The organism is Mycobacterium kyogaense, from assembly GCF_003254575.1.
GTDB lineage: Bacteria > Actinomycetota > Actinomycetes > Mycobacteriales > Mycobacteriaceae > Mycobacterium > Mycobacterium kyogaense.
On record NZ_QJUA01000001.1, the window covers coordinates 86703 to 107133 of the forward strand.

Sequence of the window (20431 nt, forward strand, 5' to 3'; positions counted from 1 at the left end):
TCCGTCGATAAGATGCTGCCATGACGATTCGGACGGTGACCGCGCTGGTCCTCGACGGGTTGGCGGTGTTCGAGTTCGGCGTGATCTGCGAGGTCTTCGGTATCGACCGCTCCGCCGACGGAGTGCCGAACTTCGACTTCAAGGTGTGCGGACCCGAACCCGGCAAGCCGGTGCGCACCACGGTGGGCGCCACGATCATCCCGGACCACGGGCTCGACGATCTCGTCGGAGCGGACCTGGTGGCGATCCCCGCGATCAGCGGCAGTGACTACCTCCCCGAGGCGCTCGAGGCGATCCGCAGAGCCGCCGATTCGGGATCGATCATCGTGACCGTGTGCTCCGGGGCGTTCGTCGCAGGCGCGGCCGGCCTCCTCGACGGGCGGCCCTGCACGACGCACTGGATGCACGCCGACGAGCTCGCCCGCATGTATCCGACCGCCAAGGTGGATCGCAACGTGCTGTTCGTCGACGACGGCAACCTGATCACCAGCGCAGGCACCGCTGCGGGTATCGACGCATGCCTGCATCTGGTGCGCCGCGAGATGGGCAGCGAGATCACCAACAAGATCGCCCGCCGCATGGTGGTGCCGCCGCAGCGCGACGGCGGTCAACGCCAGTACATCGACCAGCCGATCCCGGTGCGATGTTCGGAACGCTTTGCCCCGCACCTCGATTGGATTCTGGCCAACCTCGACAAACCGCACACCGTCACGTCGCTGGCCCGCCGGGCGCACATGTCGGGTCGTACGTTCGCGCGCCGGTTCGTCGAGGAGACCGGCCGCACGCCGATGCAGTGGGTGACCGATCAGCGTGTGCTGTTCGCCCGCCGGCTGCTCGAGGAGACCACGCTGGACATCGACAACATCGCCGAGCAGTCCGGCTTCGGCAACGCCACCCTGCTGCGCCATCACTTCCGGCGGATCATCGGCGTCACCCCGTCGGACTATCGGCGTCGATTCGCCTCTGCCGCAGCCGAATCCGACTGCGCCGAGTCGGCCTGACCACCTTCGCCCGCGAGAGCAAACCTGCCGTCCTCGGTCTGTTCCACCAGCCCGTCCACCAGCAACGAGCCCAGGCACCGGTCCCGCTGTGCGGTGTCGGTCAGCCAGGCCACGTCGAGCTGCGCACGGGTGACCGGAATGTCACTGCCGCGCAACACATCCAGCAGCTTGCCTCGCACTTGGCGGTCCGTACCGGCGAACTTCTGCACCTTGCGGGCCGGTCCGGTGCCGGCGGGGAAGCCCAGCGAGCGCCACGCGCAGTGCGACAGCGGGCACACGCCGCATTTCGGAGAGCGCGCCGTGCACACGATCGCGCCGAGTTCCATCAGCGCCACCGAGAACGTCGGCGCCCTCTCGTCGTCGGGCAGTAGCGAGGCCACGTCGTCGAGGTCGCGCACCGACGCCGCGGCGGCGTCGTCACGTCCGTGCACCGCCCGCGCGACGACGCGACGCACGTTGGTGTCGACCACCGGCACCCGCTGGCGGTAGGCGAAGCACGCCACCGCCCGCGCGGTGTAGGCGCCGATTCCCGGCAGCGAGAGCAAGGTGTCGACATCGTCGGGGACCACATCGCCGTGGTCGGCGGCGATCACGATCGCGCATTCGTGCAGCCGCTTGGCCCGCCGCGGGTAACCCAGCTTGCCCCAGGCGCGCAGCACGTCGGCTGCGCTGGCCGCCGCGGTCGCCGACGGTGTGGGCCAGCGGGCGATCCAGTCCCGCCAAATCGGCTCCACTCGGGCGACCGGGGTCTGCTGCAGCATGAATTCGCTGACCAGGATCTGCCACGCCGAGACCCCCGGTTGCCGCCACGGCAGGTCGCGCTGCGCCTCGGCATACCAGTCGAGAAGCTCACCCGTGTCGATCATCGATGCAGGCTGGGGCAGAATGACGGCCATGCCGAACACGAACCCGTTGACCGCGTGGAAAGCACTCAAAGAGGGTAACGAGCGCTTCGTCGCCGGGAAGCCGGAGCACCCGAGCCAGAGCATCGAACACCGCGCCAGCCTGGCCGCTGCCCAGAAGCCGACGGCCATCGTGTTCGGGTGCGCCGACAGCCGCGTGGCCGCCGAGATCATCTTCGACCAGGGCCTCGGGGACATGTTCGTGGTCCGCACCGCCGGTCACGTCATCGACAGCGCGGTGCTCGGCTCGATCGAGTACGGGGTCGCCGTGCTCAACGTGCCGCTGGTCGTCGTGCTCGGCCACGACAGCTGTGGTGCGGTCGGGGCCACGTTGACCGCGCTCGACGACGGTTCGCTGCCCGGTGGCTACATCCGCGACGTGGTGGAGCGGGTCACCCCGTCGATCCTGGTCGGCCGTCGTGAGGGCCTCACCCGGGTGGACGAGTTCGAGGCCCGGCACGTCACCGAGACGGGCAGGCAGTTGCTGAGTCGCTCGACGATCGTCTCCAATGCGGTGTCCGAGGGCCGGCTCGCGATCGTCGGTTTGACCTATCACCTGGCCGACGGCCAGGTGGTGTTGCGCGACCACATAGGCGACATCGGCGAAAACTGAAAGGCAACACGCCGAGTGGCGTCAAACAGAGTCGCTTGAGCTGGCCTTACCGTGATGTCGTGCTGGATTTGGAACCGCATGGCCCGCTGCCCCAACAGATCTATTGGCGACGCAGGATGCTGGCGCTCGGCGTTTCCGTGCTCGTCATCGGGATCATCGCGGCGGTCGTCGCGGTCGTCGTGATGAACAGCACCAGCACCGAGCAGCCGACCGCCAACGAGAACCAGGCGTCGCAGACCGCCGCGGCTCCCACGCCGCTGCCCGGCGACAATCCGGAGGTCAAGACTCCGATTCAGGCGCCGGCCCAGCAGGCGCCGCCGCAGACCGCGACCCCGACGGCCGCCGTGGTGCCGCCGCCGATCCTCAAAGAAGGCGACGACTGCCCGGACTCGACGCTGGCGGTCAAGGGCATCACCAACCAGCCGCAGTACGTCGTCGGTGATCAGCCGAAGTTCACGATGGTGGTGACCAACATCGGGCTGGTCGCCTGCCAGCGCGACGTCGGCGCGGCAGTGTTGGCCGCGTACGTGTACTCGCTGGACAACCAGCGGCTCTGGTCGAACCTGGATTGCGCGCCGTCGAGTGAGACGCTGATCAAGACGTTCCAGCCGGGGGAGCAGGTGACCACCGAGGTGACGTGGACCGGGATGGGTTCGGCGCCGAACTGCCCGCTGCCGCGCCAGCCGATCGGGCCAGGCACCTACAACCTGGTCGTCCAGTTGGGCAACCTTCGCTCGGCGACGGTGCCGTTCATCTTGGCCCAGCCGCAGCAGGTCCCGCCGGTAGCGCCCGGCGCTGCGCCGGCGCCCGCCCCGGCACCCGCGGGCTGAGTTCAGGCCAGCCGGTCGGCGATCGTCGACTCGGCGAGCTGAGACAGGCCTTCCCGGATGTGGCGTGCCCACATCGAGCCGATACCGTCCACCGACTGCAGGTCGCTGGCGCTCGCGGCGAGCAGGCCCTGCAGGGAACCGAAGTTGCGGACCAGCAGGTCGACGTGCGCGAACTGCAGGCGGGGGATGCCGGACATGGCCCGGTAGCCGCGTGAGCTCATCGCCGAGTCCTGCGCCTCGGCCGTCGACGGATACCCGAAAACCCTTGCCAGGGTGGTGAAGTCGAGTAGCTCGCTGTCGGAGAGTCCGTCCAGCTCCTCCAGCGTCGCGGTCACCTGCGCGGGGGTGGGAGGGTCGGGGTTGGCGTGGTAGTCCCGCACGATCAGCTCGCGGTCGATGTCGTTGTCGCCCACCAGCTCGTCGAGCTGCAGCTTCAGCTGCCGGCCGTCGGTACCGAGTTCGACCACGTCGGAGTCGATCTCCAGGCTGATGCGGCGCACCATCTCGAGGCGCTGCACCACGGTCATCACGTCCCGCAGCGTCACGAAGTCCTCGATCTCGGCCATCGAGAGCTGTTTGCTCACTTCGTCGAGGCGGGTCTTGTAGCGCTCCAGCGTGTCGATGGTCTGGTTGGCGCGCGACAGGATGGTCGCCGACTCGGGCACGACGTGCCGCTCGCCGGCGACGTACACCGTCACGATGCTCATCGAGTGGCTGACGGAGATCACCGGATAGCCGGTCTGGATCGCGGTGCGCTCAGCGGAGCGATGCCGGGTTCCGGACTCCTCGGTGGGGATGGACGGGTCGGGCACCAGTTGCACGTTGGCGCGCAGGATCCTGCTCCCGTCGCTGGACAGCACCACGGCGCCGTCCATCTTCGACAGCTCACGCAGCCGGGTGGGGGCGTAGCGCACGTCCAGGGAGAAACCGCCGTCGCAGATGGCCTCGACGCTGTCGTCGAACCCGATGACGATCAGGGCGCCGGTGCGCCCGCGCAGGATGCGCTCCAGCCCGTCGCGCAGCTGCGTGCCGGGCGCCAACCGGGCGATCGTCTCCCGCAGCGTCGGACGGGCCAACGGAACGACTGTGCGCGTGCTGCGTCCCGTCGACTTCACGGCCATCCGATCCCCTCGAGAGTTGGCTCAGTTCGCGTCATTCTGGCTGATCTGGCGCAGCACCCGCAATGCCGAGGCGATGTCGTCGGCTTCGAAGGTCCGCAGCCCGGCGGGCGCCGACGTCAGGCCGGCCGGCACGACGGCGGTGGTGAACCCCAGCCGGGCAGCTTCGGCCAGCCGGCGATCCATCCCGGTGACCCGGCGCAGGTCCCCGGCCAACCCGACCTCGCCGATCGCGATCGCCGACGTCGGCATCGCCAGATCGGTGAAGGCCGAGGCGATCGCCAAGGCGACCGCGAGGTCCGACGACGAATCGGTGAGCCGCATGCCGCCGACCGTGGACAGGTAGATGTCGTTGGCGCCGACGGGCAGTCGCGCCCGCTTCTCCAGCACCGCGGTGATCATCGCGGCGCGGGAGGAGTCGATACCGCTGACGGCGCGACGCGGACTGCCGTTGGCCGGGGAGCCGATCAGGGCCTGCACCTCGCCGATCATCGGGCGTTTGCCGTCGAGCGTCACCGTCACCGAGGTGCCGGGCACCGGTTTGGGACGCTGGTCCAGAAACAACCCGGATGCGTCCGCCACGCACTCGATTCCGTTGTCGTGCAACAGGAAACACCCAACTTCATCGGCGGCGCCGAACCGGTTCTTGACACCGCGCACCATGCGCAACGCCGATGCGCGGTCGCCTTCGAAGTGCAGCACGACGTCGACGAGATGCTCCAGCGAACGTGGTCCGGCGATCGCCCCGTCCTTGGTGACATGGCCGACCAGCAGCATCGCCACGCCGGTGGTCTTCGCCGCCATCGTCAGGGCAGTGGTGATCGCGCGAACCTGCGTGACCCCGCCGGTGACACCGTCGGCCTCGGTAGTCGACATGGTCTGCACCGAGTCGACGATGACGAGCGACGGACGCACCGCATCGATGTGGCCGAGCGCGGTCTGCACATCGGATTCGGCTGCCAGGTACACCTCGTCGTGGGTGCATCCGGTACGTCCGGCACGTAGTCGGATCTGGCCGGCCGATTCCTCGCCGGAGAGGTAGAGCGCGCGGCGGCCCATCTGCGCCCAGCGGTGCGCCACCTCGAGCAGCAGCGTCGATTTCCCGACCCCGGGATCGCCGGCGAGCAGGGTGACCGATCCGGGCACCACGCCGCCGCCGAGGACGCGGTCGAATTCACCTATCCCGGTCGGGAAATGCCGTGTGGTCCCCGGGTCGATCGAGCTGATCGGCACGGCGGGGGAGGCGGGTGCGATGGCGCGCCGGGTGGCCGTCCCGCCGACGGCGGCCAAAGCCACTTCGTTGACCGTGCCCCAGGTTCCGCAGTCAGGACAGCGACCCACCCATTTGGGTGTCGTGTGGTGGCATTCCGAGCAGCGATATTGCGAACGTGTTTTCGAAGTGCGGGCCACGGGTGCGACGGTATCGGCCCGCACCGACAACTGGTGGCGCGGCGCGCCCGTGTCTGGCGCTAGTGCCCGCCGGAGTGCTCGCCCGAGCTCTCCGAGGCGGCCCCGCCGGCATCGGAAACCTCGCGCCGCGGCGCTTCACCAGCTGAGATCGGCACCGGCACCGTGGTGTCGCCCGCCTTCTCGAAGGTGAACGTGAAGTCGTATGTCAGGCCGTTGGTGATGGGCTTGGTCAGCGCGACGCGCGCCTCTGCCGCGTCGGCGGGTTCGACCGCTTCCAGCGGGGTGGTCTGGCCGTCCGGGGTGCCGACGACGAGGACGCCGTTGGCGGGCAGATCCTTGCCGCCGGTCAGCGACACCGAGCCGACGTCGGAGGTGATGCGGACCAGCTTGTCGTTGGTGTCGGGCGAGGTGTTCGCGGCGGTGAAGATCAACTCGACATCGCTGCCCGGGCGTACGTAGTCCGACGTCTGCTGGGCGCGCAGGTGGACGTTGCGCAGCGCGATCGGGCCGGCTTTGCCGCTGGTCCCGTTGATCGCCGGCTCCTGGGTCGCCGTCTGGGCCACCTGACCGGCACTGCAGCCGCTCAGCACGGCGGACAGTGCGATCGCTGCCGTCGCGACGGCGGTCGTGACAGAAGTGCGCCGATCTAAGGGGTTCACTGAGGTGCCTCCTGCTCGGCCGGCAACGCGACGTGACATGCCGGTCTCCATCGTTCGACTATGCAGAGTAGTAGGTCGCGATGACGGGCGGTAGCGCAGGGCGCGCCTTGCACGGAATCGGCGGCCTGTCAACCCCCGATGTTGCCGCTCTGTGCCCCTGACCTGCATCGTTGGCGCACCCCCGGCGAGGGCGCGTGTTAAACTCGTCATGTGAAAGGGGCTCGAAACTGATGATTTTTAAGGTCGGAGACACCGTCGTCTATCCACACCACGGTGCTGCGTTGATCGAAGCGATCGAAACCCGAACCATCAAAGGCGAGCAGAGGGAATACCTCGTCTTGAAGGTCGCCCAGGGCGATCTCACGGTCCGCGTGCCTGCGGACAACGCCGAATACGTGGGTGTGCGTGACGTCGTCGGCCAGGAGGGCCTCGACAAGGTGTTCCAGGTGCTTCGTGCCCCGCATACCGAGGAGCCGACCAACTGGTCGCGCCGGTACAAGGCCAATCTCGAGAAGCTGGCGTCCGGCGATGTGAACAAGGTCGCCGAGGTCGTTCGCGATCTGTGGCGTCGTGATCAGGAGCGTGGGCTGTCCGCGGGCGAGAAGCGGATGCTGGCCAAGGCTCGGCAGATCCTGGTCGGCGAGTTGGCTCTGGCGGAGAACACCGACGACGCCAAGGCGTCGATCATTCTCGACGAAGTTCTCGCTGCCGCATCCTGACGTGAATTTCCGCGTCGGTCTCGGTACCGACGTCCATCCGATCGAAGCGGGGCGGCCGTGTTGGCTGCTGGGTCTTCTGTTCGACGACGCCGACGGCTGTGCCGGTCACTCCGACGGTGACGTCGCCGCCCATGCTCTCTGCGATGCATTGTTGTCCGCAGCGGGCATGGGCGACATCGGCGAGGTCTTCGGTACCGACCGTCCCGAGTGGCGGGGGGTGTCGGGCGGCGACATGCTGCGGCACGTGCGCTCTCTGCTCGACGAGGCCGGGTTGCGCGTCGGCAATGCCGCGGTGCAAGTGATCGGCAATCGACCGAAGATCGGCCCTCGCCGCGCCGAAGCTCAGCAGCTGCTCTCGGAGCTGGTGGGCGCTCCGGTGTCGGTGTCGGCCACCACCACCGACGGACTGGGCCTCACGGGCCGGGGTGAGGGTCTGGCGGCGCTCGCGACGGCCCTCGTCGCAAGCGATGCGGGTTCTGCCTGATCCGGCCGGTAAGCTGGCCCGTCGTGACCGAACGCCCTGCAGCTCCGATGCGGCTGTATGACACCTTGTCTGGCGGTGTGCGCGAATTCGCGCCACTGCGGCCCGGCCACGTGTCCATCTACCTCTGTGGCGCCACTGTGCAGGGTCTGCCGCACATCGGCCATGTGCGCAGCGGTGTCGCGTTCGACGTGTTGCGCCGCTGGCTGACCGCCAAGGGCTACGACGTGGCGTTCATCCGCAACGTCACCGACATCGACGACAAGATCCTGAACAAGGCCGCCGACGCCGGCCGGCCGTGGTGGGAGTGGGCCGCCACCTACGAGCGTGCGTTCTCGGCGGCCTATGACGCGCTGGGTGTGCTGCCGCCGTCGGCCGAACCTCGGGCCACCGGGCACATCACCCAGATGGTCGAGCTGATCGAGCGGCTGATCGAGCGTGGGCACGCCTACACCGGCGCGGGAGACGTGTACTTCGATGTCGCGACGCTGCCGGATTACGGCAAGCTGTCCGGCCATCGGATCGACGACGTGCACCAGGGCGAGGGCGTCGCGATGGGTAAGCGCGACCAGCGTGACTTCACGTTGTGGAAGGGCGCCAAGCCCGGTGAGCCGTCATGGCCCACGCCGTGGGGACGCGGCCGCCCCGGTTGGCACACCGAGTGCGTGGCGATGGCGCACGAGTATCTCGGCGCCCAATTCGACATCCACGCCGGCGGTATGGACCTGGTGTTCCCGCACCACGAGAACGAGATCGCTCAGGCTGAAGCGGCCGGTGACGGCTTCGCCCGGTTCTGGCTGCACAACGGCTGGGTCACCATGGGCGGGGAGAAGATGAGCAAGTCGCTGGGCAATGTGCTCGCGATTCCCGCTGTGCTGCAACGGGTTCGGGCTGCCGAGCTGCGCTACTACCTGGGCAGCGCGCACTACCGGTCGATGCTGGAGTTCTCCGAGACCGCGCTGGCCGATGCGGCCAAGGCCTACACCGGTATCGAAGATTTCCTGCATCGGGTGCGTACCCGCGTGGGTGCGGTGGTCCCGGGCGAGTGGACGCCGAAGTTCGGTGCCGCGCTCGACGACGATCTGTCGGTGCCGATGGCGCTGGCCGAGGTGCACGCCGCCCGCGCCGAGGGCAACCGCGCGCTGGACGCCGGCGACCACGAGACGGCGCTGACCCACGCGATGTCGATCCGCGCGATGATGGGCATCCTCGGTGCCGACCCGCTCGACGAGCGCTGGGAGTCTCGCGACGAGACGTCCGCTGCGCTCGCCGCGGTGGACGTGCTGGTGCAGGCCGAGGTGCGGCGCCGCGGAGAAGCCAGGGCGCGCCGCGATTGGGCTGAGGCCGATGCGATCCGGGACCGGCTCAAAGAGGCCGGCATCGAGGTGACCGACACCGCCGACGGTCCCCAGTGGTCACTATCCGACGGAACGGACAAGTAGATGGCGGGCAACTCCCAGCGTCGCGGCGCGATACGCAAGGCAGGCACGAAGAAGGGCCCCACGGTCGGCTCCGGCGGGGTCCGGCGGCGCGGGCTGGAGGGCAAGGGCGCGACCCCACCTGCTCACGAGCGGCCCCATCATCCTGCGGCCAAGCGTGCGGCCAAGGCGGCGCGGCAGGCCCAGGGCAGGCACAAGAAGACCGACGACACCGAGACCGTCCTGGGCCGTAACCCCGTGGTGGAATGTCTGCGCGCGGGGGTGCCGGCGACGGCGCTGTACGTCGCGCTGGGTGCGGATTCCGATGAGCGCCTCACCGAGGCCGTGCAGACCGCGGCGGACCGGGGCATCGCGATCCTCGAGGTGCCGAAGCACGATCTGGACCGGATCGCCGCGAATGGTCTGCACCAGGGCATCGCGCTGCAGGTGCCGCCCTATGCCTATGCCCACCCTGACGATCTGCTCGCGCAGGCCAAGAAGGACGTCGCGCCGCCGCTGCTGGTGGCACTGGACAACATCTCCGATCCGCGCAACCTGGGGGCCATCGTGCGTTCGGTGGCCGCGTTCGGTGGGCACGGTGTGCTGATCCCGCAGCGTCGGTCGGCGTCGGTCACGGCCGTGGCGTGGCGTACCAGCGCGGGCGCGGCCGCCCGCACCCCCGTCGCCCGTGCCACCAATCTCACCCGTGCGCTGAAGCAGTATGCCGATGCGGGCATCCAGATCGTCGGGCTCGACGCCGGCGGGGACACCGCGATCGACGACATCGACGGCACCGGCCCGATCATGGTGGTGGTCGGTTCCGAGGGCAAAGGCCTGTCCCGCCTGGTGCGGGAGACCTGCGATGCCGTCGTGTCGATCCCGATGGCGGGGCCCACCGAGTCGCTGAACGCCTCGGTGGCCGCCGGGGTGGTGCTCGCCGAGATCGCCCGGCAGCGCCGCGGTTAGACGCCGATCACCTGCAGGCCCGCCCATAGCGCGGCCACGGCGGCGACCAGCGTGAGCGGTGTGGTGACCAGTCCGACGCGGCTGAAGTCGGCGAAGCTGGGGTTCATGTCGCGGCGGACGACGCTGCGCCACAGCAGGTTGGCCAGCGATCCGACGTAGGTGAGGTTGGGGCCGATGTTGACGCCGATCAGCACGGCCAGGACGGCGCCGGGGCCGAGCGGCGCCGCGAGCGGCAGCAGCACCAGGACCGCCGGCAGGTTGTTGACGATGTTCGACAGCACGGCGGCCACCGCCGCGATGCCCAGCAGCGCCAGCAGGCCCTGACCGTCGGGCAGCACCCGGTGCATGGCCGGCTCCAGCCCGTTGCGCATCACCGCCGCGACCACCACGCCCAGGCACAGCACGAACGCGAGGAACGGCAGGTCGATCGCCGCGACGATCCTGCCGACGGACGTGCGCCGGGTCACGAGGCCTCGCACGCCGAGCGTCACTGCGCCGGCCAGAGCCGCCCAGGCAGGGGAGAGGCCGACCAGCGAGGTGACTGCGAACCCGACCAGCGTGAGCCCGACGGTCACGAGTGCGAACAGCGGCAGGTCGACGGGTTCGGGCGGCGCCGGTTGTGGTTCGACGGCGAGGTCGTGGCGAAACAGCCAGCGCAGCAGCACGTACTCGACGGCGATGGCGACCAGCCAAGGCAGCGACATCAGGGCAGCGAAATGCAGGAAGGTCAGTCCGGCGGCACTGAACGCCAGCAGGTTGGTCAGGTTGGACACCGGCAGGAGCAGCGAGGCGCTGTTGGACAGGTGCGCTGTCGCGTAGGCGTGCGGCCGTGCCGGGACGGCGAGCGTGCGCGCGGTCGCCAGGACCACCGGGGTCAGCAGCACGACAGTCGCATCGAGGCTCAGGATCGCGGTGACGGCGGCCGACACGCCGAACACCGACAGCAGCAGCCGGTGCTGGCCGCCGGAGGTGGCGCGGGCCATCAGCACGCCGATGGCGTGGAACAGGCCCTCGTCGTCGCAGAGGCGCGCCAGCACCAGGACGGCGGCGAGGAACCCGACGACCGGCGCGAGTTCGCGGACCTCGACCCACGCGCCGTGCCAGCTGATGGCGCCGGTGACGATGACGAGTGCGGCGGCGGGCACCGCCACCACCGCCTCGGGCCAGCCGTGCGGGCGCAGCAGCGCGAAACCGAGGACCGCGACGAGCGCGGCCACCGACAGGATCAGAGCCATGGGTCGGCGCGCTGCCAGAGTGTGGGCAGGTGGAGGGGGACGCCGTCCTCGGCGGCGAGCCGGCGCAGGACGCGGATGGACACGTCGAGGTCGTCGGCCGCGTAGGGCAGCGCGCGCAGTGGCTGATCGAGTGGCCGGAAGAAGTCGTCCCAGTGGATGAGCACGACGCGTCGCGCGCCGACGGTGCGGACGGTCTCGGCCCAGTACTCCACGAGATAGCTCTCCGGCTGGAGCCCGAGTTGGCCCACGCCGAGGTAGGCCACGTCGGCGCGCCGGCCGGCGAGAGCGCCGCGGCGGTAGCCCGCGCTGCCGACGATCAGGATGGTCCGTCCGGTGGGGCGATGGGTGACGAGTGTGGACCACGCCTCGCCGCAGCGGTACGCCGAAGCACGTACCGGCGGCCGGACCGGCGCGGTGATTTCACCGGGGAAACGGTCGGGCGGGCAGTGGTGTCCTTCTATCAGGGTGACGTCGAAGGTTCCGGCGGCGACGGGTTCGCCGGGCGTGACGACGTCGTCGCGATCGAGGTCGGCTCCGCGGGCGATGTGGTCGGCCGATGTTCCGCCGATGAGCCGGGCTCCGGTTCGGGCGGCGACTACGCCGGAGTCCATGGCGTGGTCGAAGTGGGTGTGCACGGGGGTGACTGCGTCGAGACGGGTGACGCCGAGCCGGGTCAGTGCCGCATCGATGCGGGATGGTGACGGCCGCAGGGGCCGGGTCGCGACGGCGAGCAGCCCCGGGCGAGAGAAGAAGCCGTCGGTCAGCACCGCGGATTGCCCGTCGTCGACGAGCAGGGTGGTGACGCCGGCCCACGCGACCGTGACCGGCGAGGCGGTCGTCGCCGTGGGTACGTCGAAGCGATCGGCGTACGCGGCGAGGTCGGGCCTGCCGAGCTTGAGACGCATGACCGACACCCTAGGGGGCGTCGGTGGGATGCCACGCGCCGCAGAGTTGCCGAAGCACCACCCTTCTGATGATAATGACAATCGTTTTCATTAACCCATCGGAGGCGAACGTGAAGCGCGGCATACATCCCGACTACCACCCGGTGGTCTTCCAGGACGCCAACACGGGGAAGACTTTCCTGACCCGTTCGACTGCGACGAGCGAGACGACGATCGACTGGCCGACCCCGGGTGGTGTTCAGCGATATCCCCTCATCGTCGTCGAGGTGTCGGCGGACTCGCACCCGTTCTGGACGGGGAGTCATCGGATCGTCGACGCCGCAGGCCAGGTCGAGAAGTTCAATCGTCGCTACGGGCGGCGCGAAGCGCCGACGGCTGGTCGGTAGCTGTAGGTGTTCTTCGGTTGCGGGATCTGCTCGACCTGATAGACCGCCAACGTCGGACGGGACGAATCATCGCGCGCCGTGGCGACTTTGCCCTCGACGCGGATCCACGCGCCATCGGGCAGGCGGCCGGCAGCGGCGGCGGCGGGCCCGGTCAGGTCTATCCGCGCGAGCTGAGCGTCGGCGGCACAGCAGATGATCACCACGCGCCCCAGGTCCAGGTGGTCACCGTCGCGCATCGTGAAACCGGTGACGGTGACCAGCCGATCGTGCACTGTGCCGGCAGAGTCCTGGGCGAGGCGGATCAACAGGTCGGGCAGCGACAGTTCGGGGGCGCGGCCGTCGGGCAGTGGCGGAAACGGCCGCCGCGCAGCGGTATTCGCCGTCTCCTGCATCTGCGGCCGGACGGTCTGCGGGCCGATGGCGGGCGGAACGACGATGGCCAGCAACGCAATCGGCACGAGCAGCAGCCACGCCATCGCCGGACGGTGTCCGTGGTGGTCCGGCTCGGCGGCGGTGGGCCCGCGTCGGATGTCGCGGACGATCGACACCAGGGCCAAGAGCGCGAGCAGGATGCCGGCTGTCATCAGCCAAGGCTGCAGGGAGGGTTTGACGTAGCGCGCATAGGCCCCGCCGGCGGTGATCATCACGGTGCTGACTCCGACGAGGAGCAGCAGTGCGTTCTCGGTTTCGCGGCTCACCGGTTGCCCACGATCAGCAGGCCCACCCCGGACGCCATCAGCGTGGCGACGACGAAGGTCAACGGAGCGAAGCGCACCGCGAACGCGCGGCCGAACATGCCGACCTGCATCGCGAACAGTTTGAGGTCGACGGCCGGCCCGACGACCAGGAAGACCAGGCGCGGAAGCAGCGGCAGCATCGACAGGCTCGCAGCCACGAAAGCGTCTGCCTCCGAACACAACGAGAGCACGACGGCCAGCACGGCCATGACGGCGATGCCGAGGATCAGGTGGCCGGCGAGGTGGTCGTACATCCAACTGGGCACCACGATGTGCAGCAGTGCGGCCGCGGCGGCCCCGAGGACGAGGAACGACGCCGCCTGCATGAAGTCATGACGCGCCGCCTCGGTGAACACCGCCCAGCGCGACCCACCGTGGGCGTGCAGGTCCGGCATTCTCCGCGTGATCCATCGGGGTTGCCCGAAGCGGATCCACAGCGCTCCCACAGTCAGCGCAGTGAGAAAGGAAGCGGCGCAACGGGCGAACACCATCGCAGGCTCACCGGGAAACGCGACTGCGGTCGCCACCAGCACCACTGGGTTGATCGCCGGGGCAGCCAGCATGAACGTCACCGCGGCCGCACCGACGGCGCCGTCGGAGTAGAGCCGCCGCGCGATCGGCACGGATCCGCATTCGCATCCCGGCAGTGCCGCGCCGCCGACCCCGGCGACGACCACCGCCGCCGCTGGATGGTGCGGCACCCACCGCGTCAGGCGCTCCGGCGTCACCACGGCCGCCACCAGGCCGCTGATCAGCACCCCGAGAACCAGAAAAGGCAACGCCTGCACGAAGATCCCGCAGAAGACGGTGGCCGCCGTGGCGACAACGGGGGTGCCGGCCACTGCACTGCGCACCGTGGTTCCTGCCAGTGTCAGTGCAAGGACGGCGATGACGAGCACGTGCATCGACGTGATGCGCCGATGTGTTGCCTGTGTCTCGACGGCCACCACGCCATTGTGCCATCGGCGATCTTGATCACCCTGAGAGTCGCTGGTGCATCGGCCCGCTAGGGTGGGGCCATGGTTTTTCAGGCGCTCGTGGTCAAGGCGGCATCGACGGTGGTGACAGGTGCTGTCGGAGTGGCGGCATACCAGGGGGTACGCAAGGCGATCGCCAAGGCCCCGCTGCACGAGATGTCAGTCTCGGCAACCGCATTGGCCCTGCGCGGCGCACGCAGAGCCGAAGAGGGTGCCGAGTCGGCGAGGCTGAAGGTCGCCGACGTGGTGGCCGAGGCGCGCGAGCGCATCGGAGAGGAAGCGCCGCCGCCGGCGGTGTCCGACACCGGTCACGACCACGAACACTGATCCGGTGGCGTCCACCGTCGTCTCCGACGCGGCGGGGCGGCTGCGGCTGCACGTGCCGTGGTTCCGCCACGATGCCTGCCGCGCGGTGGCGATCGAGGATGCCGTCGAGCGGATAGCCGGTGTCCGTGCCGTGCACGCCTATCCGCGGACGGCATCGGTGGTCGTGTGGTTCTCCCCGAAGCGGTGTGAACGCGCCGCTGTTCTCGAGGCGATCGAGTCCGCCGCGGCGGTGTCTCGCGATCTCGTGCCGGCCCGCGCGCCCCACTCGGCCGACGTCGCCAACGCCGACGTGCTGCGGATGACCGTGGGCGGAGTCGCGCTGGCGCTACTGGGGATTCGGCGCTACGTGTTCGCGCGTCCGCCGCTGCTCGGACCGAGCAGCCGGCTGGTGGCCTCGGGAGTCACGATCTTCACCGGCTACCCGTTCCTGCGCGGCGCGCTGCGCACACTGCGGGGCGGTCGCTCCGCCGGCACCGACGTGTTGGTGAGCGCAGCGACGGTGGCGAGTCTGATGCTGCGGGAGAACGTCGTCGCGCTGACGGTTCTCTGGCTGCTGAACATCGGTGAGTACCTCCAGGATCTGACACTGCGGCGAACCCGGCGGGCGATCACGAGGTTGCTGCAGGGCAATCAGGACACCGTGTGGGTGCGGATGGCTGACGGTGTCGAAGTGGAGATGGCCACTGCGGAGTTGCGAGTCGGTGACGAGGTGGTGATCCACGATCAGGTCGCGCTGCCCGTCGATGGTGTCGCGGTCGACGGTGAGGCGATCGTGGACCAATCGGCCATCACCGGGGAGAACCTTCCGGTGGCGGTGTCCCCAGGCGCTCGGGTGTACGCGGGTTCGGTGGTGGTGCGCGGGCGGCTTGTGGTCCGCGCGGAGGCTGTCGGAGCCGAGACGACGATCGGCCGCATCATCGCGAGGGTCGAGGAAGCGCAGCACCACCGTGCCCCCATCCAGACCGTCGGGGAGAGCTTCTCCCGCCGTTTCGTGCCGGCGTCGTTCCTGCTGTCCGCGGCCACCCTGGTACTGACCCGCGATGTGCGGCGAGCGATGACGATGCTGCTGGTCGCCTGCCCGTGCGCGGTGGGCCTGTCGACCCCGACGGCGATCAGCGCCGCGATCGGCAACGGCGCCCGGCGCGGCATCCTGATCAAGGGCGGGTCACACCTCGAGGAGGCGGGTCGAGTCGACGCCGTCGTCTTCGACAAGACCGGGACGCTGACCGTCGGCCGCCCGGTCGTCACCAATCTCATTGCGTTCCACAAGGACTGGGAGCCCGAGCAGGTACTCGCCTACGCCGCCAGTTCTGAGATCCATGCGCGGCATCCTCTGGCCGAGGCGGTGATCCGGTCCACTCAGGAACGCCACATCGAGATCCCCCCGCACGAGGAGTGTGAGGTGCTGGTCGGCCTCGGCATGCGGATGCGAGCCGACGGGCGGACCCTGCTGCTGGGCAGCCCGTCGCTGCTGCGCCAGGAGAAGGTGCGGGTGACGAAGAAGGCGACCGAGTGGGTCGACACCTTGCGCCGTCAGGCGGAGACCCCCCTGCTGCTCGCCGTGGATGGTCGGCTCGTCGGCCTGATCAGCCTGCGCGACGAGATCCGCCCGGAGGCTCTTGGAGTCCTGACACGATTGCGCGCCAACGGAGTTCGCCGCATCGTCATGCTCACCGGGGATCATCCCGATACCGCAGCCGTCGTGGCGCAGCAGCTCGGCATCACCGAGTGGCAGGCGGAGGTCCTGCCCGACGACAAGCTCGCGATGGTGCGTCAGCTCCGAGAGGAGGGGCACACCGTCGCGATGGTGGGCGACGGTGTCAACGACGCTCCTGCCCTCGCCGAGGCCGACATCGGCATCGCGATGGGGCTCGGCGGTACGGACGTCGCGGTGGAGACGGCCGATGTGGCGCTGTCGAGCGACGACCTGACGCGGCTGCTGGACGTCCGCGATCTGGGCGGCCGCGCTGTCGACGTGATCCGGCAGAACTACGCGATGTCGATCGCGGTCAACGCGCTCGGTCTGGCGATCGGCGCCGGTGGGGCGCTCTCGCCTGTGCTGGCCGCGGTCCTGCACAATGCCTCGTCGGTTGCGGTGGTCGCCAACAGTTCCCGGCTCATCCGCTACCAGTTGGCCGAGGAGTCAGCGGCGCGCTGACTGCTGGCGCAGACCGGCGACCGCAGCCGCCAGGCACGCGGCCGCGACTGCGCCGGCGAACCACGGGAACACTGCGGCCAGATCCCACTCGGTGGCGGCCCAGCCGGCGACCAGTGTGGGCACGGCCATGGCGGTGTAGGCCGCCAGATAGAACGCCGACATGGTCTCGCCGCGCCGGCCCGCGGGCACGACGTCGGACAGGTGACGCAGTGAGCCGCCGAAGCCGAGCCCGAAGGTGGCGCCGAGCAGCGCCGCGGCCACGAACACCAGCTGCGGCTGATGGGTCAGCAGCACCGGGATCGTCAGCAGCAGCGACACCGCCATCCCGATGTCGCCGATGATCGCCGAGTACCTGGCCGGCAGCCGTGTCGCGGCGAGTTGAGCCAGGGCCGCGGCGAAGGCGGTGCTGCCGACGACCGCGCCACCGAACACCAGGTTGTCGATGTGGGTCTGGCGCGCGGCCAGCGACGGGTAGAGCGACAGCAGCACGCCGAGCACCGACCAGGACGCCATCGCGCCCATCGCGGAGAACCAGAAGTCGCCTCGGATCTCCTCCGGCACAGCGGGCTTGGCAATCCGGATCGGACCGGCGCTGCGGGCGGTGTGTGGTTCGCGCAGGGCCAGCACGCCCACGCCGACGATCAGGCACACCACTGCGACCACCGCATAGGGGGTGCGCAGAGGGTGCGGCGCGTACTGGGCGAGCAGCGCGGAGCCGAGGATCGCCACGGTCATGCCGACGTTGAAGCTGACCCCGGACAGCTGCCCACTGCGCACGCCGTGGTCGGGGCGCAGGTCCAGCAGCGCGGCTGCTCCGGCGACGACGATCGAGCCGACGGCAGCGCCGTGGATGGCCCGGGCGAGCAGGAGCAGGGGCATGGTGTCGGCGATGAGGAAAACGCCCAGCCCGACGAGCAGCGCGATCAGGGCGCCGACGAGCACCGGCTTGCGGCCCACCACGTCGGAGATGCGCCCGGACACGAGCACCGCGCCCAGGGCGGCGACCGCGTAGACGGCGAACACGATCGTGGTGGCCAGCGGGGAGAGGTGCCAGGTCGACTCGTAGATGCCGTAGAGCGGCGCGGGAACGCCGGAGACGCCGAGCGCCACTCCGCTGAGCACCAGCAGCAGCGGATACGCCCAGCGCTGGGTTTCGGTGATCGGACGGTCGATCGCCACCATCTGAGAACCCTTCCGCGTCGAGTACAGTACGACGGACATCGAACCTGCTCGAGCGTACGCTGGGTTCGACGATCATCAAACTCAGCGTGGTGAAGGACACTCCATGGTCGACGACGCCCACCCGGTGGCGCCAGTCCAGCAGGTGCTGGCTGCCCTGCACGATCCGGTTCGTCTGGAGATCGTGCGGCGCCTGCACAACGCGGGCACATCGCTGCAGTGTGGCGCTCTCTACGACGGCATCAACAAGTCGACGGCGACGCACCACTTCAAGATCCTGCGTGAGGCCGGGTTGACCGAGCGGCTGGTCGTGGACGGTCTGACCTACCAGCGGCTCAGGGTCGACGAAGTCGAGGCCGCGCTACCCGGCCTGCTGGGCAGCGTCGTGTCGGGCGCCAATCGGGCCGCCGGCGTCCCGGTCGGCTGAATCGGTCAGCTGAACGCGCTCAGCGCCACACCCTCGGCTTCCAGGCGCCCTCGCACCGCGGTGGCGATCTGCACTGCGCCTGGCGAATCACCGTGCACGCACACTGATTTCACCGAGATCGGGATCGTCGACCCGTCGACGGCGCCGACCCGCCCCCGGGTCACCATCGAGATCACCCGTTCGGCGATCTCGTCCGGATCATGCAGCACCGCGTTGCGCTCGCGCCGCGACACCAGCGCTCCGTCCGGCCGGTAGGCGCGGTCGGCGAATGCCTCGGGCACCGTGCGCACACCCAGTTCCTCGGCTTCGGCGAACAGCACCGACCCGGCGAGCCCCAGCACGGGCAGCGCAGGGTTCACGGTGTGCACCGCCGCGATCACCGCACGCGCCTGATCTCGATGGCTGACCACCGAGTTGTACAGAGCGCCATGTGGTTTGACGTAGGACACGGTCGAGCCGGCGGCAGCGGCGAGTGCACTGAGTGCACCGATCTGATAGATCACGTCGGCCGTCAGATCCTCGGGAGGCATGTCGATGAAGCGGCGGCCGAAGCCGGCCAGATCGCGGTAGCTCACCTGGGCACCGATCTGCACGCCGCGCTCGGCCGCCAGCCGGCACGTCCGGGCCAGGGTGGCCGCGTCGCCGGCGTGGAAACCGCACGCGACGTTGGCGCTGGTGACGATGCCGAGCATCGCGTCGTCGTCACCGAGCTGCCACACCCCGAAGCTCTCGCCGAGATCGGCGTTGAGGTCGACCGTGCGGGTGGTCACGTGCGCCAGCGTAACCGCGCACGGGACCGTCGCCGGGTTCAGTGTGAATGGCTCTGCGTCACGCCCCACCCCGGAAGGGGATCGGTGAACGTCAGCCAGTGGTTCTGGCCCGCCGCGAACTCCTCGTCGGTCAGCAGGGCCTCGGTCAGCAGCCGCTGCACCGACTCTCGGTCGAGCCTGACTCCGATGAACACCACCTCCTGGCCGGGCGCGATGTCGGTCGACGACCAGTACTGGGCCGGCTCGATGACCAGATTCGGCCCCGCCTGGGACCAGATCGCGGCGATGGTCGGTCGGGTGGCGATCCAGCAGAATCCCTTGCTACGCACGATGCGCGTCATCTTTCCCAACGACTCGGCCAACCGCTGGGGGTGGAACGGCCGGTCGGACCGGAAGGTCATCGAGCTGATGCCGTACTCCTCGGTCTCCGGGGTGTGACCGTCGGCGATCTCCTCGTCCCAGCCGGGCGCCTCGGCGGCGAGGACTGGGTCGAACAGCCCGGTGTCGAGTACTTCGCAGGTGTCCACGATGCCGTGATCGGTGTGGATCAGCTTGGCCCGGGGATTGAGCCGCTTCACCAGGGTCTCGACGGTGCGGAGCGTGGCGGCGCTGACCAGGTCGGTCTTGTTCAGCAGGATCACGTCCGCGAACTCCACCTGATCGACGAGCAGGTCGGAGATGCTACGGGCGTCGCCGTCACCGGCGCTCATGGCACGGTCGGCCAACGCTTCGCCCCTGGCGATCTCGACGAGGAAGGTCGACACGTCGACGACCGTGACGAGAGTGTCGAGGCGTGCGAGTTGCCCGAGGCTCGAACCGTCGTCGAATTCCCAGCTGAAGGTCGCGGCGACCGGCATCGGCTCGGAGATTCCGGTGGATTCGATGACCAGGTGGTCGAACTTGCGCTGACGGGCCAGCGCGCCGACCGCTTCGATCAGGTCTTCGCGCAGTGTGCAGCAGATGCAGCCGTTGGTGAGCTCGACGAGCTTCTCCTCGGTGCGGTCGAGGTGGCCCTGCCCCGCGATCAGTGCCGCGTCGATGTTGATCTCGCTCATGTCGTTGACGATCACCGCGACGCGCCTGCCGTCCCGGTTGGCGAGGATGTGATTGAGCACGGTGGTCTTGCCGGCGCCCAGGAAGCCGGAGAGGACCGTGACGGGCAGGGTGGCGGAGGGGGAAGAGGTCACTCCTTAATGGTAATCATTTCCAATAA

The 20431-nt window shown here is 69.2% G+C and carries 22 protein-coding genes; 11 read left to right on the top strand and 11 right to left on the bottom strand.

Features of this window, described 5'->3' with window-relative positions; translation table 11 throughout:
• The first annotated feature begins 20 nt into the window (after nt 1–20).
• Nucleotides 21–1001, top strand: coding sequence for a helix-turn-helix domain-containing protein (locus DMB80_RS00445; protein ID WP_111508074.1), 981 nt, complete (start codon nt 21–23; stop codon nt 999–1001).
• Here the strand turns inward: DMB80_RS00445 and DMB80_RS00450 are convergent.
• The gene (locus DMB80_RS00450; protein WP_111508075.1) at nt 944–1897 is read right to left on the bottom strand and encodes an HhH-GPD family protein; all 954 of its coding nucleotides are present in this window, start codon (nt 1895–1897) and stop codon (nt 944–946) included. The two genes, DMB80_RS00445 and DMB80_RS00450, sit on opposite strands and share 58 nt — an antisense overlap.
• On the opposite strand from DMB80_RS00450, the gene DMB80_RS00455 reads away from it, so the two are divergent.
• Both DMB80_RS00455 and DMB80_RS00460 read left to right on the top strand, forming a co-directional pair.
• On the top strand, nt 1896–2516 hold the full coding sequence (locus DMB80_RS00455; RefSeq protein WP_046362857.1) for a carbonic anhydrase: 621 nt from the start codon (nt 1896–1898) through the stop codon (nt 2514–2516). The two genes, DMB80_RS00450 and DMB80_RS00455, sit on opposite strands and share 2 nt — an antisense overlap.
• A gap of 59 nt (nt 2517–2575) precedes the next feature.
• A complete protein-coding gene (locus DMB80_RS00460) occupies nt 2576–3346 on the top strand; it encodes a hypothetical protein (protein WP_198529206.1) in 771 nt (256 codons plus the stop codon).
• Between the two features lie 2 nt (nt 3347–3348).
• Here the strand turns inward: DMB80_RS00460 and disA are convergent, their stop codons facing one another.
• From disA to DMB80_RS00475, 3 genes are read right to left on the bottom strand one after another with little or no spacing between them, the layout of a single operon-like run.
• Entirely contained in the window at nt 3349–4467 is a 1119-nt protein-coding gene (disA, locus tag DMB80_RS00465; RefSeq protein WP_046362858.1) for a DNA integrity scanning diadenylate cyclase DisA, read from the bottom strand.
• Nucleotides 4468–4488: 21 nt separating this feature from the next.
• On the bottom strand, nt 4489–5874 hold the full coding sequence (radA, locus tag DMB80_RS00470) for a DNA repair protein RadA (protein ID WP_111508076.1): 1386 nt from the start codon (nt 5872–5874) through the stop codon (nt 4489–4491).
• Between the two features lie 59 nt (nt 5875–5933).
• A complete protein-coding gene (locus DMB80_RS00475; RefSeq protein WP_111508077.1) occupies nt 5934–6533 on the bottom strand; it encodes a copper chaperone PCu(A)C domain-containing protein in 600 nt (199 codons plus the stop codon).
• 230 nt (nt 6534–6763) lie between these two features.
• On the opposite strand from DMB80_RS00475, the gene carD reads away from it, so the two are divergent.
• Genes carD through rlmB form a run of 4 tightly spaced genes read left to right on the top strand, consistent with a single transcriptional unit; the run spans nt 6764 to nt 10117 of the window.
• Nucleotides 6764–7252, top strand: coding sequence for an RNA polymerase-binding transcription factor CarD (carD, locus tag DMB80_RS00480; RefSeq protein ID WP_046362860.1), 489 nt, complete (start codon nt 6764–6766; stop codon nt 7250–7252).
• A gap of 1 nt (nt 7253) precedes the next feature.
• Nucleotides 7254–7736: a 2-C-methyl-D-erythritol 2,4-cyclodiphosphate synthase gene (gene ispF / locus DMB80_RS00485; protein ID WP_048421885.1), complete on the top strand. Its 483-nt coding sequence runs from the start codon at nt 7254–7256 to the stop codon at nt 7734–7736.
• Nucleotides 7737–7783: 47 nt separating this feature from the next.
• Entirely contained in the window at nt 7784–9175 is a 1392-nt protein-coding gene (gene cysS, locus DMB80_RS00490; RefSeq protein ID WP_111508078.1) for a cysteine--tRNA ligase, read from the top strand.
• Entirely contained in the window at nt 9176–10117 is a 942-nt protein-coding gene (gene rlmB, locus DMB80_RS00495; RefSeq protein WP_111508079.1) for a 23S rRNA (guanosine(2251)-2'-O)-methyltransferase RlmB, read from the top strand.
• On the opposite strand, the gene DMB80_RS00500 is transcribed toward rlmB, so the two are convergent.
• Together DMB80_RS00500 and DMB80_RS00505 are read right to left on the bottom strand one after the other, a co-directional pair.
• Nucleotides 10114–11352: an SLC13 family permease gene (locus tag DMB80_RS00500; RefSeq protein ID WP_111508080.1), complete on the bottom strand. Its 1239-nt coding sequence runs from the start codon at nt 11350–11352 to the stop codon at nt 10114–10116. The two genes, rlmB and DMB80_RS00500, sit on opposite strands and share 4 nt — an antisense overlap.
• Nucleotides 11343–12257 carry an MBL fold metallo-hydrolase gene (locus DMB80_RS00505; protein WP_111508314.1) on the bottom strand — a complete coding sequence of 305 codons (915 nt, stop codon included), beginning with the start codon at nt 12255–12257 and terminating at the stop codon, nt 11343–11345. The genes DMB80_RS00500 and DMB80_RS00505 overlap by 10 nt, the downstream gene beginning before the upstream one ends.
• A gap of 110 nt (nt 12258–12367) precedes the next feature.
• Here DMB80_RS00505 and DMB80_RS00510 point away from each other — a divergent pair, with 110 nt between their 5' ends.
• Complete coding sequence (locus tag DMB80_RS00510; protein ID WP_111508081.1) at nt 12368–12643, top strand: type B 50S ribosomal protein L31; 276 nt, start codon at nt 12368–12370, stop codon at nt 12641–12643.
• On the opposite strand, the gene DMB80_RS00515 is transcribed toward DMB80_RS00510, so the two are convergent.
• Both DMB80_RS00515 and DMB80_RS00520 read right to left on the bottom strand, forming a co-directional pair.
• Nucleotides 12607–13341, bottom strand: coding sequence for a TIGR03943 family putative permease subunit (locus tag DMB80_RS00515; RefSeq protein ID WP_111508082.1), 735 nt, complete (start codon nt 13339–13341; stop codon nt 12607–12609). The genes DMB80_RS00510 and DMB80_RS00515 overlap by 37 nt on opposite strands.
• Nucleotides 13338–14285: a permease gene (locus tag DMB80_RS00520; RefSeq protein WP_111508315.1), complete on the bottom strand. Its 948-nt coding sequence runs from the start codon at nt 14283–14285 to the stop codon at nt 13338–13340. The genes DMB80_RS00515 and DMB80_RS00520 overlap by 4 nt, the downstream gene beginning before the upstream one ends.
• A gap of 114 nt (nt 14286–14399) precedes the next feature.
• On the opposite strand from DMB80_RS00520, the gene DMB80_RS00525 reads away from it, so the two are divergent.
• Together DMB80_RS00525 and DMB80_RS00530 are read left to right on the top strand one after the other, a co-directional pair.
• A complete protein-coding gene (locus tag DMB80_RS00525; RefSeq protein ID WP_111508083.1) occupies nt 14400–14684 on the top strand; it encodes a DUF1490 family protein in 285 nt (94 codons plus the stop codon).
• Nucleotides 14685–14688: 4 nt separating this feature from the next.
• Nucleotides 14689–16842 (top strand): heavy metal translocating P-type ATPase, encoded by a 2154-nt coding sequence (locus DMB80_RS00530; RefSeq protein ID WP_111508084.1) that lies wholly within the window; start codon nt 14689–14691, stop codon nt 16840–16842.
• Here DMB80_RS00530 and DMB80_RS00535 read toward each other — a convergent pair.
• Nucleotides 16828–18024 carry an MFS transporter gene (locus DMB80_RS00535; RefSeq protein WP_048421880.1) on the bottom strand — a complete coding sequence of 399 codons (1197 nt, stop codon included), beginning with the start codon at nt 18022–18024 and terminating at the stop codon, nt 16828–16830. The genes DMB80_RS00530 and DMB80_RS00535 overlap by 15 nt on opposite strands.
• 103 nt (nt 18025–18127) lie before the next feature.
• On the opposite strand from DMB80_RS00535, the gene DMB80_RS00540 reads away from it, so the two are divergent.
• Complete coding sequence (locus tag DMB80_RS00540; protein ID WP_111508085.1) at nt 18128–18448, top strand: ArsR/SmtB family transcription factor; 321 nt, start codon at nt 18128–18130, stop codon at nt 18446–18448.
• Nucleotides 18449–18453: 5 nt separating this feature from the next.
• Here DMB80_RS00540 and DMB80_RS00545 read toward each other — a convergent pair whose 3' ends face one another.
• Together DMB80_RS00545 and DMB80_RS00550 are read right to left on the bottom strand one after the other, a co-directional pair.
• Nucleotides 18454–19218, bottom strand: a complete 765-nt coding sequence (locus tag DMB80_RS00545; protein ID WP_111508086.1) for a LamB/YcsF family protein — start codon at nt 19216–19218, stop codon at nt 18454–18456.
• 38 nt (nt 19219–19256) lie between these two features.
• On the bottom strand, nt 19257–20405 hold the full coding sequence (locus tag DMB80_RS00550; protein ID WP_240430942.1) for a GTP-binding protein: 1149 nt from the start codon (nt 20403–20405) through the stop codon (nt 19257–19259).
• Nucleotides 20406–20431 lie beyond the last annotated feature (26 nt).

Bases quoted from the DNA above. Each gene is read 5' to 3' on its own strand.
- DMB80_RS00445 (WP_111508074.1), top strand. From the start codon at position 21: ATGACGATTCGGACGGTGACCGCGCTGGTCCTCGACGGGTTGGCGGTG.
- DMB80_RS00455 (WP_046362857.1), top strand. From the start codon at position 1,896: ATGCCGAACACGAACCCGTTGACCGCGTGGAAAGCACTCAAAGAGGGT.
- DMB80_RS00450 (WP_111508075.1), bottom strand. From the start codon at position 1,897: ATGGCCGTCATTCTGCCCCAGCCTGCATCGATGATCGACACGGGTGAG.
- disA (WP_046362858.1), bottom strand. From the start codon at position 4,467: ATGGCCGTGAAGTCGACGGGACGCAGCACGCGCACAGTCGTTCCGTTG.
- carD (WP_046362860.1), top strand. From the start codon at position 6,764: ATGATTTTTAAGGTCGGAGACACCGTCGTCTATCCACACCACGGTGCT.
- cysS (WP_111508078.1), top strand. From the start codon at position 7,784: ATGCGGCTGTATGACACCTTGTCTGGCGGTGTGCGCGAATTCGCGCCA.
- rlmB (WP_111508079.1), top strand. From the start codon at position 9,176: ATGGCGGGCAACTCCCAGCGTCGCGGCGCGATACGCAAGGCAGGCACG.
- DMB80_RS00500 (WP_111508080.1), bottom strand. From the start codon at position 11,352: ATGGCTCTGATCCTGTCGGTGGCCGCGCTCGTCGCGGTCCTCGGTTTC.
- DMB80_RS00505 (WP_111508314.1), bottom strand. From the start codon at position 12,257: ATGCGTCTCAAGCTCGGCAGGCCCGACCTCGCCGCGTACGCCGATCGC.
- DMB80_RS00520 (WP_111508315.1), bottom strand. From the start codon at position 14,285: ATGCACGTGCTCGTCATCGCCGTCCTTGCACTGACACTGGCAGGAACC.
- DMB80_RS00525 (WP_111508083.1), top strand. From the start codon at position 14,400: ATGGTTTTTCAGGCGCTCGTGGTCAAGGCGGCATCGACGGTGGTGACA.
- DMB80_RS00535 (WP_048421880.1), bottom strand. From the start codon at position 18,024: ATGGTGGCGATCGACCGTCCGATCACCGAAACCCAGCGCTGGGCGTAT.
- DMB80_RS00540 (WP_111508085.1), top strand. From the start codon at position 18,128: ATGGTCGACGACGCCCACCCGGTGGCGCCAGTCCAGCAGGTGCTGGCT.